Here is a 22734-nt window from a genome sequence, read left to right on the forward strand (position 1 = left end):
AAGCTAATCCTGTGTTGTATCGGTTTGCATCTTATCAATCAATGCCACAGTCTGAGCCAACGGCAAACCTACAACATTGGTATAACTGCCACGAATCTGACTGACCCAAGCCATCGCCCCGCCCTGAATTGCGTAAGCACCTGCCTTATCCAAAGGTTCGCCAGTCGCCCAATAACGCTGTTTCATCGATTCGGTCAATGGCACAAAATCCACTTCGGTACACACACAGATTTGTTCTCGTTGTTGCACGCCTGCCGACATTCGACTGACACAAACTGCCGTCCAAATCTGATGGGTCGCACCAGATAAACAATCCCACATACGATACGCATCTGCTTGATTGATTGGCTTGGTCAGCACCGTGCCATCATCAAGCACACCTATGGTATCAGCAGTAATCACAAGGCAATCTTGATTACCAGCAAGTTTGGCAATGGCTTGATTTGCTTTTTGATTGACCATACGACTGATGTAGTCGGTTGCAGACTCGTCATCTTGCCAACTTTCATCAATCTCAACCGACAAAATATCATGTGCCACGCCTGCTTGATGCAACAACTGTGTGCGTCGTGGCGATGTTGAAGCCAAAATAATGGGTAACTGCATTGATGTCATCACAACTTATTATTATCAAAAATTCACGCAATTATCCATCAAATCATCACTTGGGTCAATCCCGACCAATCCATGATTACTCATCAATATTTTTGGGCAAGTGATACAGATACTTTGCTGATTGCTTGGGCTTGTGGTACAATGGGGATAATTTTTGCTTTATTTGGGCGGATTGTTCAAATAAGATAAAAATGACATCATGTTGTCGATGATTTTTTATTGAAAAATTTTAGGAAATATTATGAGTGCAACTTTATCTTGTGAAGATATTTTGGCGGTTGCCAAGCTCTCTCGCCTGTCGATGGACGAGAAACTTGCTGGCGATTATGCCAAAGATATCAGTAAGATTCTATCAATGATGGACATTCTTAATGGCGTTAATACCGATGGCGTAGAACCGCTTGCCAATATCCATGCAAGCTGCCAAACCCTGCGTCAAGACATTCCAACCAATAACATTGACCGCACCGCCAACCAATCGGTTGCACCAAGCGTGCAAGATGGTCTGTATCTGGTTCCACAAGTCATTGAATGATAATTAGGATAAGCTCATGAGTCAATTACACACTTTATCTACCCAGCAGATAATTCAAGGCTTGGCAAACAAAGAATTTAGCAGTCTTGAACTGACCAATCATCTACTTAATCGCATTGAAAAATATGACGGTCAAATCAACAGTTTCATCACCGTCACTGCTGATTTGGCTCGCCAAAATGCCAAATTGGCTGACGAACTGCGTGCCAAAGGCGACACTCGTCCACTACTTGGCGTACCAATGGCACACAAGGATATTTTTTGCACACAAGGGGTTTTGACCACTTGTGGCTCAAAAATGCTGCACAACTTCATCTCGCCTTATGATGCCACCATCGTCAGCAAAATCAATGAAGCTGGCATGGTCAGTCTTGGTAAACTGAACATGGACGAGTTTGCCATGGGTTCGGATAACGAAAAATCCTACTATGGGGCGGTCAAAAACCCTTGGGATACCACCCGAGTACCAGGTGGTTCGTCTGGTGGTAGTGCAGCAGCGGTGGCAGCAGGCTTTGTACCAATGTCCACAGGCTCTGATACAGGTGGCTCAATTCGACAGCCAGCCAGCTTTTGTGGGGTAACAGGCATTAAGCCTACCTATGGGCGAGTGTCTCGCTTTGGTATGGTGGCGTATGCGTCTAGCTTTGACCAAGCAGGGGCGTTTGGGCGGTCAGCACAAGACTGTGCCTATCTTTTGCAGGCGATGAGCGGTTATGACCCCAAAGACAGTACAAGTGTAAACAAAGATGTGCCAAACTGGGTGGGTGAACTTGACAAAGTAAGTGGCGACAAACCGCTTGCAGGGCTAAAAGTGGGCGTACCGCAAGAATATTTTGGCACAGGGTTAAATGCTGATGTTAAAGCCAAAATTGAAGACGCTCTAAAAGTCTATCAAGAGCTTGGGGCAACGCTCGTGGATGTGCATTTGACCGACCCACAAATTACCCTTGCCACTTATTATTTGCTTGCCCCTGCCGAAGCCAGCTCCAATTTGTCTCGCTTTGACGGGGTGCGTTATGGCTATCGCTGTGAAAATCCTGCCGATTTGCACGATTTGTACACACGCAGTCGCTCGGAAGGCTTTGGGGCGGAAGTGCAACGCCGTATCATTATGGGGACTTATGCCCTGAGTGCAGGCTATTTTGATGCCTATTATGTCAAGGCTCAAAAGGTACGCCGTTTGATTTTAAACGACTTTTTAAAAGCCTTTGAAACCTGCGACATCATCGCCACACCAACCGCCCCAACGGTTGCCTATAAATTGGGCGAAAATCTCTCCCCTGCCGAAATCTATATGGGCGATGTCTATACCATTGGCGTAAACTTAGCAGGCTTGCCAAGTTTGTCGCACCCTGTGGGCTTTGTTGGTGGCTTGCCTGTGGGCTTGCAACTGATTGGCAAACATTGGGCGGAAAGCGAACTTCTAAAAACCGCTCATGTGTATCAGGCGAATACCAAGTTTCATCAAGAGATGCCGGATTTGGTGAAGTGATTTTGGATTTGGGATAAATGATAAATTTATCCCAAGCAATAAAATGATAAATTTATCCCAAGCAATAAAAGGAGATAATGATGCAACGCCGTCATTTTTTACAAAAAACCTTATTGGCACTACCTATTATTTTTTCTGGCAATTTATTAACTGGATGCAAAACGAGTTTATCCAATAACCATTTACCTAATGACAAGATAACAAAAAATCCAAATTTATTACAAAATAAATTAAAAGAAATATTGCCAATTTGGGAAAATAAATTTAATGCCAAAATTGGTATGACGATTATTGCTGACAGTGGTGAAATATCCAGCCATCGTGGTGATGAATATTTTCCTGTTAATAGCACCATTAAAGCCTTTATCGCAAGCCATATATTATTACTTGTAGATAAAGGAAAATTGGATTTAAATGAAAAAATCATCATTAAAGAAAGCGATTTGATAGAATATTCTCCTGTCTGTAAAAAATACTTTGATGAGAATAAACCAATTTCTATTAGTGAATTGTGCGAAGCTACCATAACACTGAGTGATAATGGTTCTGCTAATATCTTGTTGGATAAAATTGGGGGTTTGACTGCATTCAATCAATTTTTGAAAGAGATTGGGGCGGATATGGTGTTAGCAAATAATGAACCTTTACTAAATCACTCACATTATGGTGAAACCAGTGATACCGCAAAACCAATTCCTTATACAAGAAGCCTAAAAGCATTGATTACAGACAATATCCTATCCAATCAAAGCAAAGAACAGTTGATAACTTGGCTTATCAATGATAAAGTTGCTGATAATTTATTGAGAAAATATTTACCAAAAAATTGGCGAATTGGCGACAAAACAGGCACAGGTAGTGAATCAAAAAATATCATTGCTGTGATTTGGAATGAAAATAATAAATCTTATTTTGTCAGCTTATTTATCACTCAGCCACATGATGGTAAATCCCTTGATTTTAAAAATCAAAAAGATGAAATAATGGCACAAATTGGTAAAGAAATTTATCCATTTTTATAACCCATTAAATTTTTATAGTTAATAGGAAAATTTATGACTAACCAAGCCCCCCTAATTGACGGCTATGAAGTTGTTATCGGCATTGAAATCCATTGCCAATTAAACACCGCCACCAAAATTTTCTCGCCCGCCAGTACCGAATTTGGGCAAGAACCCAACACACAAGCCAACATCATTGATTTGGCAATGCCGGGGGTTTTGCCTGTCCTAAATGCCGAAGTTGGGGTAAATTTCAAATAAAGGATTTTGGTGTTTTTGTAATGGGCGTTAAAAATGGGTGCGTGGTACGCACCTTACGCTCTTACAATAATACCCATTGATAAGGAAAAAATAATGAACGTTTTAATTGTCCGCACCGAACAAAAACATTCAGATGGAATGCAAAAACTTTATAGCAATCCTAGCGTTTTTGCTCAAACTTTGCATTTACCCAGTCAATCAAACGATAATTGGAAAAAGTGGCTTGGTAATATTCCTGATAATGTCCATTCTTTTGTGGCGATTATCCAAAAAGACGATACCGACATTGTTGCTGGTAATATCGCTCTAAGAATAGAAACCAATGAACGCAGAAAACATATTGGTAATTTTGTCATTGCCGTCAGTGATGAATTTCAAGGGCAAGGCATTGGTAAAGCACTTTTAAATACCGTTGTTGATTTGGCGGATAATTGGCTAAATTTAAAACGAGTAGAACTTACCGTTTATACCGACAATCAAAAAGCCATTAGCCTATATCAAAAATTTGGCTTTGTTATTGAAGGAGAACACAAGGCTTTTGCATTTAGAAATGGCGAGTTTGTGAGTGCCTATACAATGGCGAGAATTAAGGCTTAATAATAGGAGTGATTATGCAAACGATTAGTTTTGAAGTGAACGATACTGCTTATCAAAATTTTATCAACAAAATTGGCAAAGAAAATTTGCAATTATATTTTGCCAATTTTGTCAATGACTATGGCAAAGATGATAATAAGTTTCCGCCTGCCTATCAAAAAATCGGAATGGCAAAACCTTTTAAAATTCCAGAAAATTTTGATGACGAAATGACGGATTTTAGTCAATGAATTATTTGCTAGATACACACATTTTATTATGGGCATTGCTTGATGACAAACAATTTAGCAAAAAGGCAAGGGACACCATTCTTGCCAATAGCGATAGACTGTATTTTAGCAGCGTTAATGTTTGGGAAGTAGCAATCAAATACAATAAAAGTCGCAACAATGGTTTTGATGATTTTATTGAGCCTAATTATTTTTATCAATTATTAAAAACAGCACGCTATAAGGAATTGGTTGTCAATAGCCAGCACGCCATAGCGGTTAAAGATTTGCCAAATATTCACCAAGACCCTTTTGATAGAATTTTAATCGCCCAAGCAATGAGTGAAAACCTTATTTTAATGACGGCTGATGAAAAAATTAAGCAATACTCCAATCTAAACCTGTTAATGGTTTAATAACACATTTGTTTAAAAAGAGAACCCATTATGACCACCCCAAACCTACTTATTGACGGCTATGAAGTTGTCATCGGCATTGAAATCCATTGCCAATTAAATACCAATACTAAAATTTTCTCGCCTGCTTCCACTCAGTTTGGGCAAGAACCCAACACCCAAGCCAACATCATTGATTTGGCAATGCCAGGGGTGTTGCCAGTGTTGAACGCCGATGTCGTTGAAAAAGCGGTCAAATTTGGCTTAGGGGTAAACGCCCAAATCGGTCAAATGAACGCCTTTGACCGCAAAAACTACTTCTACCCCGACCTACCCAAAGGCTACCAAACTTCTCAGATGGCACACCCCATCGTGGGACAAGGCTACATTGACATTTTGGTGAACGCAGGGCAAAAAAACGAATACACCAAACGCATCGGCATCACCCGTGCCCACCTAGAAGAAGACGCAGGCAAATCGGTGCACGATGCTGTTCCCCAGATGACAGGCGTGGACTTAAACCGTGCTGGCACACCCTTGATTGAAATCGTCTCCGAGCCAGACATTCGCTCGGCGGACGAGGCGGTCGCCTATGTCAAGACCATTCACGAGCTGGTTACTTGGCTTGGTATCTCTGATGCGATTATGGCGGAAGGGTCGTTTCGTGCCGACATCAATGTCTCGGTACACAAACCAAACACCCCCTTTGGCACTCGCTGTGAGCTTAAAAACCTAAACTCGTTTCGCTTTATTGAACGAGCGATTAAATCAGAAATTGAACGCCAAATTGACCTCATCGAAGACGGTGGCAAGGTGGTGCAAGCCACTCGCCTATACGACCCCGAAAAAGACGAAACACGGGCAATGCGAACCAAAGAAGAGGCGAACGATTATCGTTATTTTCCTTGTCCAGACCTATTGCCTGTCATCATCAGCGAAGAGACTTTGGCGGCGGTTAAGGCAGCCATGCCGGAATTACCAAGCGTACGAAAAGAACGCTTTGTGAGCGAATTTGGTCTGTCTGCTTATGACGCTAATGTGCTAAACGGCAGTCGAGAGCTGTCCGATTACTTCTTACAAGTGGTAGAAAAAATCGGTAAACAACATGCCAAAATCGGTGCTAACTGGATTATGGGCGACTTGCTTGGCTCATTAAACAAAAATGAGCTTAACATCAAGCAATCGCCAATCGATGCCGAACGCCTGTCAGGTCTGATTCTTCGTATCTTGGATAATACCATCAGCGGCAAAATCGCCAAAGAAGTGTTTGGCTATCTGTGGGAATCTGACAAATCAGCCGATGACATCATCAATGAAAAAGGTCTAAAACAAGAGACTGACACAGGAGCGATTGAAGCCATTATTAAAGAAGTTTTGGCAAACAATCAAGCCATGGTGGACGAATATAAAGGCGGTAAAGAAAAAGCCTTTAACGGTCTGGTCGGTCAAGTGATGAAAGCCAGTCGTGGTAAAGCCAATCCCGCTCAGGTCAATGAGCTTTTGAAAAAATTGATTGGCTAAGCGACCAGTACACAATAAGCCTCAAATGATGATTTGAGGCTTATTTTTTGGTCAATCAAAATCTTAATCCAAACATCAATCCAACTGGCACATCATCACTCATGCAGCCTATCCAATGACGCCAGCCAATGCATCAATGACAACCCAAAAAACAAACCACACAGCAAGGGCAAGATGAAATTAACACTTGCAATCCATGCAAAACCTGCTAGAATATCACACACAATTTTCTCGGAGTGTGGCGCAGCTTGGTAGCGCACTTGCATGGGGTGCAAGGGGTCGTAGGTTCAAATCCTATCACTCCGACCAAACTATAATCTAGGGCTATCCGTCATCGTACGATAGCCCTTGTTTTTTCTAGCTTTTAAGCCTTTTTATTGTCTATCACAGTCTTTTATCGTCCGTTGAAATCTATGTTTTTTGTTGGTATATTTGTTGGTATAAAAATTCTTATACCAACACTTAGGGTAAATTATGCTAACAGACACCGCCATAAGACGGCTTAAACCGTCCGACAAATGCACCCCAAACCGCCCTGATAAATATTCAGATGGCAACGGCTTACAATTATGGGTTAGACATACAGGGGCAAAAAAGTGGGTTATCGCTTATCGTTGGCAAGGCAAACAAACCAACATGACATTAGGCGATTATCCCGCCATCAGCCTACAACAAGCACGCCTACAAACCCTAGAAATCCACACCAAAATCAAACAAGGCATTAACCCCAAAACCGCCAAGCCTAATGCCGTACTTTTTGGCGAACTGGCGGACGAATACCACAGCAACAGAAACCCAAACAACCCCACCAACAAGGGCAAGCATACCGTAGTAGTTGGTACATACAAGCGAGACTTTGCCCAATACCAAAACGACATAGCCCCACACCTTGCCCACTTAGACATTAACGCCATTACGCCCCAAATGGTGCTTGAAGTTGCCAAACGCATTGAACAGCGTGGAGCATACGACATGGCAACACGAGCCGTAAACCACATTCAGGCGATATTCACATTGGCACGCCACAAGGGGCTGTATGAGCGTATGCCACCCACCGATGGCATTAAAAAAGCCCTAACCAAGACCAAAACGGAGCATTTTGCACGCCTAGACTTTGGGCAATTACCACGCCTGCTAAATGACATTGAGCAGTCAAGTTGTGAGCCATTAACCAAACTTGCCTTTATGTTCGTTTGCTATACATTTGTACGCACCAAAGAAATGAGATTTATGACATGGCAAGAAATAGATTGGGATAATGCCCTATGGCGTATTCCTGCCGAAAAGATGAAAATGAGAAAGCCCCACATCGTCCCACTAGCACCCCAAACCCTAGCCATTTTACGCCAAATACAGGCATTAGGCTTGTCTGATACTTATGTATTTTTTAACCCAAAATCCAAAGCCCCAGTTAGTGAAAGCATTTTGACACAAGCCCTAAAAAAACTAGGTTATAAGGGCAAAATGACAGGACACGGATTTAGAGGCTTGGCAAGCACCAAACTGCACGAATTGCAATACAGCCACGAAGCCATAGAGCTACAACTAGCCCACAGCAAGGCGGATAAAGTAAGCCAAGCATACAATGGGGCAATGTACCTAGATTATCGTGTGCAGATGATGACAGAATGGGCAGAGTTGATAGACAGTACAAGAAACAAAGATTTGCTATAACCCCTTTTTTAGCCTACCCCCTTTTTTTGGGGGTTTTTTATCATACGCCACCATCAAAAAACCCCACATGAGTAGCAAAATAAAAAAATTTGTGGGAAAAGTATAAAAAAATGGTGCAATTGGTGCATAAGCCTTGAAAATACTAGGTTTAGCATTAAAAAAATGGTGCAAATTTAATAAAAAACGGTGCAACTTTATAAAAAAACGGTGCAACTTGTGGTGCAAGTAACACCATTGTAGGTTATTTTTGTTATTTTTTTTATCAGACAAGGCATAATCACGGTCAATCGACTGTTATTTCAGCCTGTTTTTGGTAATGGGTAAGTTTGTCATGAGTGGTTTTATAGATGGTTTTAGATTGAGACAATCTAATTAGTTTTTGCAAGACTAAAACCATCTAAATCAAGGGCTTATTTTTTTATCATCTTTAAATTTTGCTATTTTTTCATCATATTAGGCATAATATGTTGATGACATCAACATATCCATGCCATCATCTTTAAAATTTTGGATTTTTTAAAGATGACATTTGCCAAGTCATTATCAAAGATATATAATAACGGTATATACCAAATGGAGCTAAGGCAATGCCCATAACCACCGTATTTATGAACAATCGCACCCAAGCCGTACGCATTCCCAGCGGTTTAAAATTTAATGATGATATTAAGCAAGTCATCATCAGAAAAGTAGGTAAAGAGCTAATTATTAGCCCCCAAGATGGCGTATGGGACAGCTTTTTTTTATCCGATGAGCGTGTATCAGATGATTTTGACCGCCCCACGCCTGCAATGCCATCACAACGAGCGTCATTTGATTAAGTTGGAGGGGTTTAATGCACCGCTTTATGTTAGATACAAACATTGTTATCCATATCATCAAACAAAAGCCAGCAAAGTTGTTGGGTAAATTTAATCAGTATGCTGGCAGGATTTGCATTAGTGCTATTACAGCGTCCGAACTATGGGCAGGCGTGTATCACAGTCAAAGAGTGTATGAAAATGGCAAAATTTTGGCGGATTTTTTGTCAAGGATTGATGTGCTACCCTACAAGCCTGATTGTTGCCAGTACTATGGGGAAAATTATGCACAGCTTGCCAAAGATGGGCGATTGATTAGCGAAAATGATTTACACATTGCCAGCCACGCCAAATCACTAGGCTTAATTCTAGTAACCAACAACACCAAAGAATTTGCACGAGTACAAGGGCTTGAATTGCAGGACTGGCTGGAATGATACAGGCGTTTTTTAAACCATTTGCCAAAAATTAAAATACTTTGGTATCAAATCGCAAAATATCAGAAAGGGCAAATGATGGGATAATGTGGGCTATAATGAGATGGCATAAAAGGCGGTAAAAAAACATAACAAATTATTATATCAGCAGACAAGCAAAAGCCCCAAAAACGGGGCTTTTTGTTGGCTTTGTGTAAATAAATTCATCATGACATATTAACCCATTTTTACCCATTCTTACGCATTTTTACCCATCTTAAATTAAAACAATCCGTTATATATCAAGAACTTACATTTTGAAACCTGCCAAATTTGGCATATCATACGCCCTATCTCAAGCAATCTAGGAGCGTATATTATGAGCCAAAATAATCCAACCACCCTACCCCAAGACGGCATGAGCCGATTAAATCAGCTTTTACCCTATTTGCCCATTGGTAAATCCACCGTTTGGGCATGGGTAAAACAAGGCAAATTCCCACCGCCCATCAAGTTTGGCACGCATTGCACCGCATGGAAAAATAGCGATATTTTGTCATGGCTGGACAATCCGAACGGCTGGCAAGAGCCTAAGAGCTTGCAAGGGGGTAAAAATGAGCAAGGCTAAATCTGTTTATGAATATCTGCTAACTGGTGCAAGCATTACCCAAAGGGACAGTGTGGCAATGTTCAATCTATACGCCCTAAGCCAAACATTAGGACGATTAAGGCTAAAAAAAGGCATTCCCATTAAATCTACCGACGAAGTCAGCACCAACGGCACAAAATACACACGCTACTGGCTGGATAGAGCCTACATTGAGAAAGTAAAAAGCGGTGAGATTAAAAGGTACGCCTAGACATTAAAAATCCCCCTTGCCAAACAAGGGGGAACACCAAGCTGGAATATTATATAATGAATAAAATTCAATTTAAAGCTATATTTGATGAAAATATTTCACTTGATAAAAGCGTGAATGTGGAATATGATAAAAATCTCTCTCAAAACTTACTAGCCGTTACGCCAAACGGTTTAAATTGGCTTTTTTTACGCCCAAACACCGCCCAAAGTGGTGTAGGCATGAACCCATCATATACACACAATGTAGATACATTGTGCTTCCCCTTTATGGTGTGGTTGATATTACAAAATAAGCCAGTTGGCGAATATGTAAAGCGGTATCTAGTAAGACCGAGAGTGAGACCACACCGCCCATTTATGGGTAAATTACTCAAAACTTTACTAGGAGCGTCAATCATGACCGCATTTCTTACTGGCATTCTAGCCAAACTATCCCACTTTACCCCTGCTGAAAGCCTTGTTATTGGCTTTATCGTTGGCTTGCCCATTGCTTGCCTTGTCATTGGCTTGTTAGCGGTCATGGGGGTGTAAGATGGACGCACTACAACAAGAAAACTACTTTTTAAAATCAGCCCTAGAAAGTGCGACATTTACCCTAAATACCGTTAATCAGTTAATGGCAATTATCCATAACCACGAATTAGAAACGCCAGAATTACAAGCCCTGCTTTGGACGATATGGACGCAAATCGAACAAGTCATTAACGACACCAAAGACATTGCAGGGGGTGTAAGATGATAATTAGCTATCTGGTTAAATGCAAAGAGCTTAACTTTAATCGCTGGTATGATGATTACGAGACCGCCCACACGGTTGTATTACAGCTTGCCAAAGATTACCCCTTATTGACCTTTGAGATGTACAAAAACACGCTTTTTGTTGATGATGACGAGTTGGGCGAACAAGGGGTAAAGGCATGAATAGAAACGATACCATCACGCCAGCACACACCGTGCAAGAAGTAGATACCATTGATGAGCTTATCAAGACCTACACACAAGCCAGCGATGAGCAAATCAACTATCCACAGCTTAAAGAGCTTGCCTCTAACGCCCTGCTATGGATTGATGATGATATTAACGAACACAAAACGGCTGGCAAAGTGGCAATGGTGCTACAAAATCACAAGGGGCAAGCGGTCAATCTAGCCATACTGGGCAATCAGCCAAACCAAAAACCCCATCTAATCAACCATCAGCACATAGGGGCTGGTGTATTGGGCTTGCTGGCGTGTGATACCGCCTATGTGTTTGATGAGCTGGATTTGGCGTATGAGATGGCAAGCCAATTACAAAGCAAATCAGATGATTATTGCGTGTTGATTGCCTTTGGAAAAGTCGCACAGGTTGCCAAAGTCTTTGCACAGACAAAACGCCTGATTTTACCCATTTACCGCCACCAAGCGGACGAATTACAAGCCAAGATAGGCGATATACCTCATGTGCAAATTCACGCCTGCCTAGACCCCATACAAGACACTTTGGCAAAGTTGGACGGTAAAGACAGCGATATAAGCCCCATCAAAAGCCTAGATTTTCGTTATCAAGGCGGTTATTTTACCATCAAAGAGAGCAAGCTACACTATGCCAAATATGACAGCAAGACCGAGCAAACCCATGAATTATTCATCTGCAATGCCTTGTATATCGATGGGCAAACTAGGGATAATCAAGGCGGTAACTGGGGGCGTTTGCTACGATTTAGCGATAATGACGGCAGGGTTAAAACTTGGGCAATGCCCACCGCCCTACTGATGGGGGATAGCCGAGAATATCTTAAAATTTTGGCAGATATGGGGCTTGTCATCAACACCAGCACCAAAGCCAAAGCCTTATTAACCGCTTATATCCAATTCCACCCATGCACCGACAAACTGCTATGTGTGGATAAAGTGGGTTGGCATGATACCGCCTACACCTTACCGCATAAGACTTGGGGCGATGGCGTGATACTGCAAGCCAGCCACAGCACACACAGCTATCACACCAAAGGCACGCTAGAACAATGGCAACAGTATGTATCAAAGCCATGTATCAATCATGACCGCCTAGCGTTCGCCATTTGTACCGCTTTTGCTGGCACGCTATTAAAACCGCTTGGCGAGACAAACAGCATAGGCTTTCATTTTGTGGGTGCGTCCAGCATGGGCAAATCCTTAGCCCTACGGCTGGCGGTCAGCGTGTGGGGTCATCGTGAGTTTGTACGCACTTGGAACGCCACCAGTAACGGCATGGAAAGCATAGCAAGTTTGCATAATGATAATTTCTTGGCACTTGACGAATTGGGGCAATGCGATGCCAAAAAAATTGATGGCTTAATTTATATGCTAGGCAATGGCGATGGTAAAACACGCATGAACAAGAACCTAACCGCACGCCAGCCCCACCAATGGCGGATTTGTTACCTATCAACAGGCGAGATTACCTTAGATGGCGTACTAAAACAAGCAGGCAAAAGTATCAGAGCAGGGCAGGCGGTCAGATTTGCCCACATCAATGCAGACGCTGGCAAGGGCTTAGGAATGTTTGACACCCTAGCAGGGGCAACCGATGGGCATAGCTTGGCAGTACAGCTAGATAATCACGCCAGCCAGTATCACGGCACGGCAGGCGTGGCATGGCTGGACTATCTAACCAATCATGCCTATTTGCCACAGCTAAGGGGCTTTATTGATGAATTTATTGCCTTGTATGATGGGCTTAGCAGTCAAGCAATGCGAGTTTGTCAGTATTTTGCTATTGTAGCAGGTGCTGGCGAGCTTGCTACAATGGCAGGCATCACAGGCTGGGGGCAAAGACAAGCCCTACAAGCGGTTAAAGTGTGTTTTGATGATTGGCTAAATACCTATGGCAAATATGGGGATATGGAGCTTTACGGCTTAATCGAGCGTGTTATTACCGCCATTGAAACGCACCAATACGGACGAATGACAAACCTACAACAGACCGTCGCACTTAATGATAGTTTTGCTGATGGCAAACCCAACTTATTGGGATATATTGATAAAGGCTTGTATTTGTTTACCAGTAGTGGTTTTAGCGAAATAGCAAACCCATTAAACAAGGTTCAGGCAATCAACATACTACAAAAAGTTGATTTAACCAAAGCCAATCACAGAAAGAAATACAAAAAACAAATCAACGGCAAACCGCAATTATTCTATGCCATCAAAGAGCAGATTTTGACCTTTTTAGACGATGAAGCATAGAAACATAAAATTACACAAAATTACAATAAATCCCATAATAAAAATATGGGATTTTTTGTTTTTTGGGAAAATGGTGCAACTTGCACCATTTTTTTGCAGAGTTGCACCATTTTTATTTTGCTAAAACATAGTAATACCAATGTCTATGCACCAATTGCACCAGTTGCACCACAAAAAAACGCATATACAGAATTTTTTATTTTTTAGGGTGAAATTTGTGTAAAGTTTTGTAATTTTAGAAACAATTAAAAAAGCGTTGATGACGGAGCAAAACCCCAAAATCCAACCCACCCCCCAATCAAAGCATTTGGCAAAATGATAACAATAGGCAACCAATGACAGCCCACCAATTAGCCAAAAATTAAAATACTTTGGTATCAAATCGCAAAATATCAGACAGGGCGAGCAGTCATCAAAGGTTTTGATAAGGCGGATAACGCCACAAAAAAGTAGCGTTTTTTATGGGTAGTGTGGCGGTTGTGATGGGGTTTTTGTACATTATAAAAAAGACTTTTCCGACAGATACGCACGCGAGGATTTTTTAGCCTATTTGGAATGGTAAAAAAGGTTCTTTGTATGATAAAAATCCCATTTGAAAAACAACCCCATGACAAGGGGTAATTTTGATATAATTAGGGGCGTAAATAGACCAAAATAACCCAAAAATAGGGGGTCACTTTTTTTATTGTTGGTATATTTGTTGGTATAAAAATATTTTTGTTTTTATAAGTTATTGAAAATAATGGATAAATTTATTTAGTTCGGTTTTTATAACTCCGACCAAATTATAATCTAGGGCTATCCGTCATCGTACGATAGCCCTTGTTTTTTCTAGCTTTATTATGGTCTGCTGGCAAATCAATGTTCATGATTTTAGCCATCAAACATCAATCGCCATCAACGATTTATCCATGCTTTGATACTCGCATCGCCAAACTTAATGCCTCATGCTCAGTCGCAATATTTTATGTTATAATAACACGCATTAAATCCATAAAAATATTAGGGCTTTTTATGAGCAAGTACAACCCCTATGCCAACAGCACATCCATGCATTTTTTTGGCATTGATTTTGATGAAACGCTGATTAAAAAATACAATCAACAAGCCCCTCGTTATACCTCGTACCCCACCGCTCTTGAATTTTTACCCATCGAAGCTGATGCTGAACAGCAGATTTTAAGCCAGCAAAATCCACAGACACCCTTATCTTTATACATTCATATCCCTTTTTGTCGGCATTTATGTTACTACTGTGGCTGCAATAAAATCATCACCAAAAAGAACAGTGACGCTGGCGATTATTTAGACTATTTATTTGCTGAAATTCGCCACAAAAAATCCCTATTGGCTGGCAAAAAAGTCAAACAGCTACATTTGGGCGGAGGTACGCCTACTTTTTTAAGCGATGATGAGCTGATTCGATTGTGGCAATTTTTACAAGAAGAATTTGATTTTGATTCAGAGGGCGATTTTTCCATCGAAATCGACCCCAGAGAACTGGGCGACAATACACTAAGCGTACTTAAACACTTAGGATTTAATCGGCTTAGTTTTGGCGTGCAAGATTTGAGCGAAACCGTCCAAATTGCGGTCAATCGCATTCAGCCAAAAAGTCTGATTGAGGCTGTCATGAATCAAGCTCGTCATTTGCAGTTTGACTCAATCAACATTGATTTGATTTATGGTCTGCCCCACCAAACCACCCAAAGCATGAAGCAAACCATCGATGAAATCATCAAGCTATCGCCAGATCGTCTGTCGGTATTTAACTACGCTCATCTGCCAGAACGATTCGCCCCTCAAAGACGCATTGATGAGCGTGATTTGCCAAGTGCCAAAGACAAACTGACCATGTTTGGCAACATCATCGAGACCCTGACGCAAGCAGGTTATCAATATATCGGCATCGACCATTTTGCCAAACCTGATGACAGCATGGCAATCGCCCAACGCACAGGACAACTGCATCGTAATTTTCAAGGCTACACCATTTTGGGCGAGTGCGATTTATTGGGATTTGGCGTCAGTGCCATCAGTCAAATCGGACAACACATCACCCAAAACCCCGCCACTCTTGCTGATTATCAGCAGCGTATCCAAGAAGGCTTATTGCCTGCCATCAAGCACATTCAAAGTCAAGAAAAAGACGCCTTGCGTCGCCATGTCATCATGAATTTACTCTGTCATGACCGCATGGATTTTGCAACAATTCGCCAAACATTTGGTATCGATGCTCCCACCTATTTTGCTGACGAGCTAAGTGAACTTGCCAAGATGGTCGATGATGAATTGCTATATATTGACGAAACAGGCGTGCAAATTTTGCCCAAAGGTCGTATTCTAGGGCGTAATATTGCGATGATTTTTGATGAATATTCCACCAGCAAACAGGGTAGATTTTCCAAAGCCATCTAAAAGCCATCAAAAAAAGCCCATCATCGTGGGCTTTTTTTAACGGCGTTTTCTCCGAATCATCTGCCATAGCGTCTCATGCTTGACTTTTGGTACTTTAAGCGTGACTGTGCCAGACAGCATATCATGCACCGCAAGCCCTCGACGATTGAGCAAACAAAATAAATAATTAAACCAAAAACCCATCAAAGTCGCCACTAACACCGCCAAGCGAGAACCATGAATCAAAGAGCCAATCAACGCACATAAAATCGGCAACAAACAAGCACTGATGATTCGCACAAAACTCAATCGCCAGCCTAGAAGATTGCCTTGATTGTCCACTGTTTTTAATCGCCAAGTCTGCATGCCCAAAGTCTGTCCTGACTTTCGCCAAAAAATTCCATAAAAACCTACCAAAGTCAGCACAAAAGATGGAGTCATCACCAAATTTTGATACCAAAGTGGCAATGATTGAGCCTCTTGGGAACTGGAACCGACATTCAAAAACAGCAGCGTCCCAACCACCGACAGCACCGCACCCACCAAAAATAACATCGCCAAAATCAGCATGCCATCATAAACGATTGCCATGATGCGTACCAATGGCTTGGCGATGGTGGTTTGGTCGGTATTTGAATGCACTTGATGATTTGACATAATGAGTATGGTTTGATGATTTTGGGCTATTGTAGCACAGATTGGCGGATAGTCAATTTGTATGATGATGCTTGACTTCGCTGGCAGACTTTATCACATAAAGTCCATAGGTTGGTAGCTTAATAGACGAGATGATAACATCAGTCAGACTTTGGGGCAAATCACTCTCCTACCCCATCTAGCCTCATCACTTGACAATAAGAATCATCGATGACAAAAAGAAAAACACCGAAATCTTATGACTTCGGTGTTTTCGGTATATGGCGCACCCGGAGAGATTCGAACTCCCGACCCCTTAGTTCGTAGCCAAGTGCTCTATCCAACTGAGCTACGGGTGCGGATTTAACGATTGATTCGTATCGTTCGTTAGTGTCGGCTATTATACAGTATATTTTCTGTTTGTCAAGCCTTTTTTTAAATTATTTTCGAATATTTTTTGTTTCGAAAATCAATGGCGGTGAAGGAGGGATTCGAACCCTCGATACCCGTAATTAGGTATGGTTCCTTAGCAGGGAACTGGTTTCAGCCACTCACCCACTTCACCGAACTACTGGCTCAATGACTTGCTACGGTCATCTGGCTATCCAACTATGGATAATTTCGCCTGTCGTTGTGGGGAGTAATTATAGCAAAAAAATTTTGTTTTGCAAGTGGTTTTTTATATTTTTTGGGGAATTTTTGATATTTTCTCAAAAATTCCCTAAAAATCTCATCTATCGGCTTTATAACATCTGCCATAGATGGTGACCGATAATACCAATGAATTTTTCAAGCAACATCAATGAAAATAACGCCACCAAAAATGATAAATCAATCATGCCCACATTTGGCACAATGCGGCGAAATGGTGCAATGATTGGCTCAGCAAGCTGCATCACCAAAGACACCAAGCCGTTGCCCGTCTGGGTAAACATCACAATCCAACTACACACGACCGAAGCCAGTAGTGTATAGCGAAGTAATGATAAAAACTTGATGACACCTGATAAACTACTCACAAAAAACAGTTCAAGTGGCGTGATGTGCTTGCCCAAAATCACTGCATTCACCATCACATTCACCAGATACAAGATGAACATCAATACCAGTGCCGAAGTATTGATACGCCCCTTGCTCACTGTCGGAAAAATATGCGAAAAAACATCAACAATCTTCGTCAAGCGATGAGTGATTTTGGCAAATGGATTGGTGATGTCAATCTGAGCAAACTGCGTCATGAATCGCAAAAACAAAAACATCAAGGCAAAATTGATGAGCATATTGCTCAAAATAAAAGGGGCTGTATTCATAATCACATCTTTATTGGTGGTTGATTAACTTTGACTTAGGATTTCGCCCAACTCAACACTACGGTCGCTGCACGCCTGCATGGCTTTGGCGAAGGCCTCGCCCACTTGGTCGGCATACAGACTATCTAAGGCAGCAGCAGTTGTACCGCCTTTGGAAGTGACTTGCTCACGCAAGGTTGCAGGATTGGCATTCATCGCCATCGCCCCTGCTCCACTTAGGCTTTGAACCGCCAATGTATGAGCATCTTGCTTAGACAGTCCCATCTGCACCGCTCTGGCAATCATATTTTCTAGTACATAAAAAAAGTAAGCAGGTGCTGAGCCAGCCACCGCTGTCACTGCGTGCAACAACTGCTCATCATCCACCCAAGCAGTCACCCCAGATGCCTGCATGATTGCATCCGCTAATTGGCGATTGTCATCAGACACCGATTTGGCATACAATCCTGACGCACCCAAACCAACACTGGCTGGCAAATTTGGCATACAGCGAACAATATTGGTATAGCCACCCAGCATATCGCTGAGCGTCTCTACCGACAGACCTGCGGCAATGGATAACACTAATTGATTAGACAAATGCGGGATTACGCTGGCACACACTTCACGCATCACTTGCGGCTTGACCGCCAGCACCACCACATCAGCCTCTTCGATGATTTGATGAGCATCTTGGGGTTGGCATGCTTTGACGCCTTTTTCGGCAAATGCTTGACAACTGTCCTTATTTGGGTCAGAAACGCCCAGATTCAGTCCAAGTTGATGCTCCTGATTGGCTTTTAGCAGTCCATCAATGATGGCTCTTGCCATATTGCCACCACCAATAAAGCCAATGGTTTTGCCTTGTAAGCCATTAAATAAATCGGTCATCATAATCTCCTTGTTGATTAACTTAGCTATTGTACATCATTTGGTGTGTCGGGTGCAAAATATCGCCATACACCCATATTGCATTGCTCACCTGTGGGTATCTGCCATATCATCATTGGGGCGATGAGGTATTGGCTAGATTGATGATGATTGACGATGGTCAGTTGATACAACTGTGAGCGTAACCATACAGGCAATCCTAATCTTTGATGCAGTTTTTTGGCACGATAAGTATGCTTGCCAATCTGCACCACATCATCACGAGTAACCACCTCCACCTTGATAAGCTGATGACCATCAGGGATTTGCCACGATAAGGTAAGATGCTGCCAACACCACATCAGTCTATCATCGCACCACTGTATCTGACACGATTGCATCTGACACAGCCAAACATCGTATCGATAGCGATACAGTTTATCCTGATGGCGACAAATCATCACGCCAGCCTCACCATCCTGCCAAAACAGCCTGCTTTGATGGTCGTTATCTACTCGTTGTATCAACGATGATACCTGAGCGATGAGTTCGCCATTAGGCGATTGGATTGCTCCTCTTTTTAGCCAATCATGAATACACGATGCGTGCATGATTGCAGGCATTTTGTTAAATTGGGCAATGTCTAGCACCGCCTGATATGGCAAAAGCGTCATCTCCTTGATGTCAGGCTGCCAATCTTGTATGGCGTGCTGAATAATTTGGGCAGACTCTCCCAATAAAGCAGCACTTTTGGCAATATTGGCGATGGCTTGTGGATTAAGCTTAGTCAATACAGGCAAGACTTGCTGTCTTAGCACGCCACGCACAAACAAATCGCTTTCGTTGGTGGGGTCGTCCACATAAGGCAATCCATACCAAGCGGCATAATCACTGATTGCATCACGCAATACAGACAACCAAGGTCGCCACAACCAAAAACGCTTTGCACCCAATGATTTGGCTTGCCATACTTTCATCGCTGATAGTCCTGACACCCCCGCTCCATCAATCAGACGCATCAGCAGGGTTTCAGCTTGGTCGTTGGCATGATGAGCAAGCAATAAAACATCATCATCTTGTAGCACCTGACCAAACGCCTCGTAACGAGCCAGACGAGCGTGTGTTTCGGTGAGTTTTTCTAGTTGTACAGATAAAATCTGACATTCAAAATCGTGCTTGACCGCCCAGTTCTGCACCAATCTTGCCCAGTCATCATTGACTGATTGCCAGCCATGATGCACATGCAACAAAATCGGCAATCGGTCTATCACGCCTGCCTGATAAAGCTGATGACAGGCATACGCCAACGCCAAAGAATCTCGCCCACCGCTACACGCCAAATACAGACGACCTGACACCAAGCGTGCTTTGGCTTGCTCGAATGCTTGTTCTAACTGTTGTAAAATCATCATCAAAAACACAAAAAAGCCAGAACATACATTCTAGCTTTTTTGATGGTATTACTCAATCACAAAGAAACGGTTGAATTAAATTGCATCAAGCGGTCATAGCGTTTGAGCAACAGCTCATCTTTACCCAAGCTGGCAAGTTCTGCTAATTGCTCACTTAAAAGTTTCTTTAAGGCTTGCATGACTGGCTGAGCATCTTCACTGGCTGGCACTTCTTCGGCAATGACTTCATCAATCAGCCCAAGCTGATATAGATTATCGGCATTGAGTTTGAGAGCATCGGAGGCATCAGGAGCTTTTTCAGCAGTTTTCCACAGAATCGATGCACAGCCCTCTGGTGAGATGACCGAATAAATGCTGTTTTGAAGCATATTGACTTTATCTGCCACACCGATGGCCAATGCACCACCAGAACCGCCCTCGCCAATGACGGTGGCAATGATGGATGTACCAAGACTAGAAAAAACCGCAATACTCTTAGCAATCGCTTCTGCCTGTCCACGCTCCTCAGCACCAACACCAGGATAAGCCCCTTGTGTGTCAATGAAAGTCAATACAGGTAAACCAAATCGCTCTGCCATCTGCACCAGACGAATCACTTTGCGATAACCTTCTGGATTTGCCATGCCAAAGTTATGAGCGATACGCTCACGAGTGCTGCGACCACGATGCTGACCAATCACCATCACAGGCTGACCATTAAAGCGAGCCAACCCACCGACAATCGCCTTATCATCAGCAAATGCACGGTCGCCGTGCAGTTCGTCAAACTCGGTAAACAATGCCGCCACATAATCCAAAAACAATGGGCGATTTGCATGGCGTGCCAACTGCACACTTTCCCAGACTTTACTCATATTCCACTCAAAAAATCGTACAAATGTAAACTAAGATTTAGTTTAGCATATTTTTGGCAAATTCGTCATCTATTTTTTGTTAAGTTTTGGATAAATGTCGCCAAACCATGAATTTATAAAGTCGCCACCGATAAAGACACGCCCCATTTGGCAAAATTTGGTGCGTCCAATCTCAGCTGTTCGGCAATCAATTCTTCATGCAATCCTGCACCAACCGTCACCTGCCAATGCTCCTCCGACAATACACTAAGCGAAATTGGCGATGCCTTTGTGGTGCGACTTAGGCTAGATTGCACCGCCAAACGAAGCAATAGGCACAGATAAGCCAGCTTTCGACCGCCCAAATTTTCGGCAATTTTTAGACCATCAGATTTTAGTTTACGGCGATGGTGCAAAGCAATCTGTGCCATCATTGCCTGCTCGACTTGCGAAAAACCTGCAATGTCTGAATGTTCAAGCAAATAAGCAGTATGGCGTTGGTAATTGCTATGGCTGATTGCCAAACCAATCTCATATAAGTTGGCGGTGCGTCGTAGTAAGTCAGCACTGTCAGCAGACAAACCAAGCACCGATTTTACTTCATCAAACAATCTGGCAGCACGATTCATTACTCTTCCTGCCTGCTTAGCATCGACCGAATAGCGTTCTGCCAAAGCGGTGACGCTACGGTCTCTGACATCTTCTTGGTTTAGCCTGCCCAGCATATCGTACATCACGCCCTCACGCAATGCACCATCTGAATAGCCCAATTCATCGATTTGCAGCACCTGCATGATTTCTAGCAGTTCTGCCACACCAGCAGGGAAGACAGCTTGGCGATGAGCTTTTACGCCCTCAAAATCAATCTTATCGATTGAACCTAGCTTAATCAGATGTTTTTTGAGTTTAAGCAGTCCATCAAGCGTCACGCTTTCGCCGCCAAAGCCCAGCTCTTTTAGCACCAAATTTGCCGCCTTAATCGTACCGCTTGACCCAATGGCATTATCCCAACCAACTTTTTTGTAGCGTTTGGCGATGGTCAAAAGTTCAGTTTGGGTATGTTTGGCAGCAGCGGCAAAGGCTTCTTCGGTAATCTTGCCATCGGCAAAAAATTTCTTCGTATAAGACACACAGCCCATCTGCAAACTTTCGGTTTCGATGGGGTCAAACCCTTGACCAATGATGAATTCTGTTGAGCCACCGCCAATATCGATGACCAGACGAGTATCGGTACTGGCATTAGAATGCGACACTCCAAGATAAATCAAGCGAGCCTCTTCACGACCTGCGATGATTTCGATGGGTTTTGGCAAAATCTGATTGGCACGGCGGACAAACTCTTGGGCATTGACCGCTTTTCGCAAGGCATTGGTCGCCACGATACGAAGTCTATCAGGATTGACCTCCGTGACTAATTGGGCAAAACGATGTAAGCAATCCAATCCACGCAGTATCGCCTCTTCGCTGAGCACATTATTTTCATCAAGCCCTGCCGCCAATTGTACTTTTTCAGACATCGATGCCACTTTTCGCACTTCGCCATGGTCAAGACGAGCGATTGCCAAATGAAAGCTGTTTGAACCCAAATCTATCGCCCCTAGTAGTTCATCTTTACCAATGGCGGCAGCATCATTGATGGCACTGGCAAGCTGTGCGTGTCGTTCTGTGGTGTCAGTACTGATTGTTTTCATTGTTTATCAAGCCTTTTTT

The 22734-nt window shown here is 42.7% G+C and carries 24 protein-coding genes, 3 tRNA genes and 1 pseudogene; 19 read left to right on the plus strand and 9 right to left on the minus strand.

What is annotated here, in order from left to right; translation table 11 throughout:
- Window positions 1-3: 3 nt before the first annotated feature.
- Window positions 4-606, minus strand: coding sequence for a Maf family protein (locus tag LU297_RS03520; protein ID WP_432806269.1), 603 nt, complete (start codon window positions 604-606; stop codon window positions 4-6).
- Between the two features lie 250 nt (window positions 607-856).
- Here LU297_RS03520 and gatC point away from each other — a divergent pair, with 250 nt between their 5' ends.
- From gatC to hemN, 19 genes and pseudogenes are all read left to right on the plus strand, one after another.
- Window positions 857-1150 carry an Asp-tRNA(Asn)/Glu-tRNA(Gln) amidotransferase subunit GatC gene (gatC, locus tag LU297_RS03525; protein ID WP_263077042.1) on the plus strand — a complete coding sequence of 98 codons (294 nt, stop codon included), beginning with the start codon at window positions 857-859 and terminating at the stop codon, window positions 1148-1150.
- Between the two features lie 16 nt (window positions 1151-1166).
- Complete coding sequence (gatA, locus tag LU297_RS03530; protein WP_263077043.1) at window positions 1167-2642, plus strand: Asp-tRNA(Asn)/Glu-tRNA(Gln) amidotransferase subunit GatA; 1476 nt, start codon at window positions 1167-1169, stop codon at window positions 2640-2642.
- An 80-nt stretch (window positions 2643-2722) separates the two neighbouring features.
- The gene (gene bla / locus LU297_RS03535; protein WP_263077044.1) at window positions 2723-3664 is read left to right on the plus strand and encodes a class A beta-lactamase; all 942 of its coding nucleotides are present in this window, start codon (window positions 2723-2725) and stop codon (window positions 3662-3664) included.
- Window positions 3665-3697: 33 nt separating this feature from the next.
- A pseudogene (gatB, locus tag LU297_RS03540) lies at window positions 3698-3886 on the plus strand (Asp-tRNA(Asn)/Glu-tRNA(Gln) amidotransferase subunit GatB); the annotation flags it as partial.
- A 111-nt stretch (window positions 3887-3997) separates the two neighbouring features.
- Entirely contained in the window at window positions 3998-4501 is a 504-nt protein-coding gene (locus LU297_RS03545) for a GNAT family N-acetyltransferase (RefSeq protein ID WP_263077045.1), read from the plus strand.
- A gap of 14 nt (window positions 4502-4515) precedes the next feature.
- Window positions 4516-4731 carry a hypothetical protein gene (locus LU297_RS03550; RefSeq protein ID WP_263077046.1) on the plus strand — a complete coding sequence of 72 codons (216 nt, stop codon included), beginning with the start codon at window positions 4516-4518 and terminating at the stop codon, window positions 4729-4731.
- Window positions 4728-5126, plus strand: coding sequence for a type II toxin-antitoxin system VapC family toxin (locus LU297_RS03555; protein WP_263077047.1), 399 nt, complete (start codon window positions 4728-4730; stop codon window positions 5124-5126). Before LU297_RS03550 ends, LU297_RS03555 begins: the two co-directional genes overlap by 4 nt.
- A 30-nt stretch (window positions 5127-5156) precedes the next feature.
- On the plus strand, window positions 5157-6626 hold the full coding sequence (gatB, locus tag LU297_RS03560; RefSeq protein ID WP_263077049.1) for an Asp-tRNA(Asn)/Glu-tRNA(Gln) amidotransferase subunit GatB: 1470 nt from the start codon (window positions 5157-5159) through the stop codon (window positions 6624-6626).
- A 232-nt stretch (window positions 6627-6858) separates the two neighbouring features.
- Window positions 6859-6935 (plus strand) — tRNA-Pro (locus tag LU297_RS03565).
- A gap of 165 nt (window positions 6936-7100) precedes the next feature.
- Window positions 7101-8300 carry a tyrosine-type recombinase/integrase gene (locus LU297_RS03570; protein ID WP_263077051.1) on the plus strand — a complete coding sequence of 400 codons (1200 nt, stop codon included), beginning with the start codon at window positions 7101-7103 and terminating at the stop codon, window positions 8298-8300.
- Between the two features lie 587 nt (window positions 8301-8887).
- Entirely contained in the window at window positions 8888-9121 is a 234-nt protein-coding gene (vapB, locus tag LU297_RS03575; protein ID WP_263077052.1) for a type II toxin-antitoxin system VapB family antitoxin, read from the plus strand.
- Window positions 9122-9147: 26 nt separating this feature from the next.
- Entirely contained in the window at window positions 9148-9537 is a 390-nt protein-coding gene (locus LU297_RS03580; protein ID WP_263077053.1) for a PIN domain-containing protein, read from the plus strand.
- 358 nt (window positions 9538-9895) lie between these two features.
- Window positions 9896-10144: a helix-turn-helix transcriptional regulator gene (locus LU297_RS03585; protein WP_263077054.1), complete on the plus strand. Its 249-nt coding sequence runs from the start codon at window positions 9896-9898 to the stop codon at window positions 10142-10144.
- Complete coding sequence (locus LU297_RS03590; protein ID WP_263077055.1) at window positions 10131-10376, plus strand: hypothetical protein; 246 nt, start codon at window positions 10131-10133, stop codon at window positions 10374-10376. The genes LU297_RS03585 and LU297_RS03590 overlap by 14 nt, the downstream gene beginning before the upstream one ends.
- Before the next feature lie 56 nt (window positions 10377-10432).
- Entirely contained in the window at window positions 10433-10909 is a 477-nt protein-coding gene (locus LU297_RS03595; RefSeq protein ID WP_263077056.1) for a hypothetical protein, read from the plus strand.
- A gap of 1 nt (window position 10910) precedes the next feature.
- The gene (locus tag LU297_RS03600) at window positions 10911-11117 is read left to right on the plus strand and encodes a hypothetical protein (RefSeq protein WP_263077057.1); all 207 of its coding nucleotides are present in this window, start codon (window positions 10911-10913) and stop codon (window positions 11115-11117) included.
- Window positions 11114-11299, plus strand: coding sequence for a hypothetical protein (locus tag LU297_RS03605; RefSeq protein ID WP_263077058.1), 186 nt, complete (start codon window positions 11114-11116; stop codon window positions 11297-11299). The genes LU297_RS03600 and LU297_RS03605 overlap by 4 nt, the downstream gene beginning before the upstream one ends.
- On the plus strand, window positions 11296-13587 hold the full coding sequence (locus LU297_RS03610) for a DUF927 domain-containing protein (RefSeq protein ID WP_263077059.1): 2292 nt from the start codon (window positions 11296-11298) through the stop codon (window positions 13585-13587). Before LU297_RS03605 ends, LU297_RS03610 begins: the two co-directional genes overlap by 4 nt.
- A 1014-nt stretch (window positions 13588-14601) precedes the next feature.
- The gene (hemN, locus tag LU297_RS03615; protein ID WP_263077060.1) at window positions 14602-16005 is read left to right on the plus strand and encodes an oxygen-independent coproporphyrinogen III oxidase; all 1404 of its coding nucleotides are present in this window, start codon (window positions 14602-14604) and stop codon (window positions 16003-16005) included.
- A 36-nt stretch (window positions 16006-16041) separates the two neighbouring features.
- Here the strand turns inward: hemN and LU297_RS03620 are convergent, their stop codons facing one another.
- The 8 genes from LU297_RS03620 to ppx all read right to left on the minus strand — a co-directional run bounded on the left by LU297_RS03620 (window position 16042) and on the right by ppx (window position 22715).
- Complete coding sequence (locus LU297_RS03620) at window positions 16042-16641, minus strand: RDD family protein (protein ID WP_263077061.1); 600 nt, start codon at window positions 16639-16641, stop codon at window positions 16042-16044.
- Window positions 16642-16902: 261 nt separating this feature from the next.
- Window positions 16903-16979, minus strand: a tRNA-Arg gene (locus LU297_RS03625).
- Window positions 16980-17093: 114 nt separating this feature from the next.
- Window positions 17094-17185 (minus strand) — tRNA-Ser (locus tag LU297_RS03630).
- Between the two features lie 178 nt (window positions 17186-17363).
- A complete protein-coding gene (locus tag LU297_RS03635; RefSeq protein ID WP_263077062.1) occupies window positions 17364-17930 on the minus strand; it encodes a YggT family protein in 567 nt (188 codons plus the stop codon).
- Window positions 17931-17954: 24 nt separating this feature from the next.
- Complete coding sequence (gene proC, locus LU297_RS03640) at window positions 17955-18800, minus strand: pyrroline-5-carboxylate reductase (RefSeq protein ID WP_263077063.1); 846 nt, start codon at window positions 18798-18800, stop codon at window positions 17955-17957.
- A 26-nt stretch (window positions 18801-18826) separates the two neighbouring features.
- Window positions 18827-20191, minus strand: a complete 1365-nt coding sequence (tilS, locus tag LU297_RS03645) for a tRNA lysidine(34) synthetase TilS (RefSeq protein ID WP_263077064.1) — start codon at window positions 20189-20191, stop codon at window positions 18827-18829.
- 56 nt (window positions 20192-20247) lie between these two features.
- Window positions 20248-21045: an acetyl-CoA carboxylase carboxyltransferase subunit alpha gene (locus LU297_RS03650; RefSeq protein ID WP_263077065.1), complete on the minus strand. Its 798-nt coding sequence runs from the start codon at window positions 21043-21045 to the stop codon at window positions 20248-20250.
- Window positions 21046-21158: 113 nt separating this feature from the next.
- Entirely contained in the window at window positions 21159-22715 is a 1557-nt protein-coding gene (ppx, locus tag LU297_RS03655) for an exopolyphosphatase (protein WP_263077066.1), read from the minus strand.
- Window positions 22716-22734 lie beyond the last annotated feature (19 nt).

Source organism: Moraxella nasicaprae (assembly GCF_025643275.1).
GTDB classification, from domain to species: Bacteria; Pseudomonadota; Gammaproteobacteria; order Pseudomonadales; family Moraxellaceae; genus Moraxella; species Moraxella nasicaprae.

Excerpts from the sequence above, each read along its gene's own strand:
- LU297_RS03520 (WP_432806269.1), bottom strand. The coding sequence starts at position 606 with ATGCAGTTACCCATTATTTTGGCTTCAACATCGCCACGACGCACACAG.
- gatC (WP_263077042.1), top strand. The coding sequence starts at position 857 with ATGAGTGCAACTTTATCTTGTGAAGATATTTTGGCGGTTGCCAAGCTC.
- gatA (WP_263077043.1), top strand. The coding sequence starts at position 1,167 with ATGAGTCAATTACACACTTTATCTACCCAGCAGATAATTCAAGGCTTG.
- bla (WP_263077044.1), top strand. The coding sequence starts at position 2,723 with ATGCAACGCCGTCATTTTTTACAAAAAACCTTATTGGCACTACCTATT.
- LU297_RS03545 (WP_263077045.1), top strand. The coding sequence starts at position 3,998 with ATGAACGTTTTAATTGTCCGCACCGAACAAAAACATTCAGATGGAATG.
- LU297_RS03550 (WP_263077046.1), top strand. The coding sequence starts at position 4,516 with ATGCAAACGATTAGTTTTGAAGTGAACGATACTGCTTATCAAAATTTT.
- LU297_RS03555 (WP_263077047.1), top strand. The coding sequence starts at position 4,728 with ATGAATTATTTGCTAGATACACACATTTTATTATGGGCATTGCTTGAT.
- gatB (WP_263077049.1), top strand. The coding sequence starts at position 5,157 with ATGACCACCCCAAACCTACTTATTGACGGCTATGAAGTTGTCATCGGC.
- LU297_RS03570 (WP_263077051.1), top strand. The coding sequence starts at position 7,101 with ATGCTAACAGACACCGCCATAAGACGGCTTAAACCGTCCGACAAATGC.
- vapB (WP_263077052.1), top strand. The coding sequence starts at position 8,888 with ATGCCCATAACCACCGTATTTATGAACAATCGCACCCAAGCCGTACGC.
- LU297_RS03580 (WP_263077053.1), top strand. The coding sequence starts at position 9,148 with ATGTTAGATACAAACATTGTTATCCATATCATCAAACAAAAGCCAGCA.
- LU297_RS03585 (WP_263077054.1), top strand. The coding sequence starts at position 9,896 with ATGAGCCAAAATAATCCAACCACCCTACCCCAAGACGGCATGAGCCGA.
- LU297_RS03590 (WP_263077055.1), top strand. The coding sequence starts at position 10,131 with ATGAGCAAGGCTAAATCTGTTTATGAATATCTGCTAACTGGTGCAAGC.
- LU297_RS03595 (WP_263077056.1), top strand. The coding sequence starts at position 10,433 with ATGAATAAAATTCAATTTAAAGCTATATTTGATGAAAATATTTCACTT.
- LU297_RS03600 (WP_263077057.1), top strand. The coding sequence starts at position 10,911 with ATGGACGCACTACAACAAGAAAACTACTTTTTAAAATCAGCCCTAGAA.
- LU297_RS03605 (WP_263077058.1), top strand. The coding sequence starts at position 11,114 with ATGATAATTAGCTATCTGGTTAAATGCAAAGAGCTTAACTTTAATCGC.
- LU297_RS03610 (WP_263077059.1), top strand. The coding sequence starts at position 11,296 with ATGAATAGAAACGATACCATCACGCCAGCACACACCGTGCAAGAAGTA.
- hemN (WP_263077060.1), top strand. The coding sequence starts at position 14,602 with ATGAGCAAGTACAACCCCTATGCCAACAGCACATCCATGCATTTTTTT.
- LU297_RS03620 (WP_263077061.1), bottom strand. The coding sequence starts at position 16,641 with ATGTCAAATCATCAAGTGCATTCAAATACCGACCAAACCACCATCGCC.
- LU297_RS03635 (WP_263077062.1), bottom strand. The coding sequence starts at position 17,930 with ATGAATACAGCCCCTTTTATTTTGAGCAATATGCTCATCAATTTTGCC.
- proC (WP_263077063.1), bottom strand. The coding sequence starts at position 18,800 with ATGACCGATTTATTTAATGGCTTACAAGGCAAAACCATTGGCTTTATT.
- tilS (WP_263077064.1), bottom strand. The coding sequence starts at position 20,191 with ATGATGATTTTACAACAGTTAGAACAAGCATTCGAGCAAGCCAAAGCA.
- LU297_RS03650 (WP_263077065.1), bottom strand. The coding sequence starts at position 21,045 with ATGAGTAAAGTCTGGGAAAGTGTGCAGTTGGCACGCCATGCAAATCGC.
- ppx (WP_263077066.1), bottom strand. The coding sequence starts at position 22,715 with ATGAAAACAATCAGTACTGACACCACAGAACGACACGCACAGCTTGCC.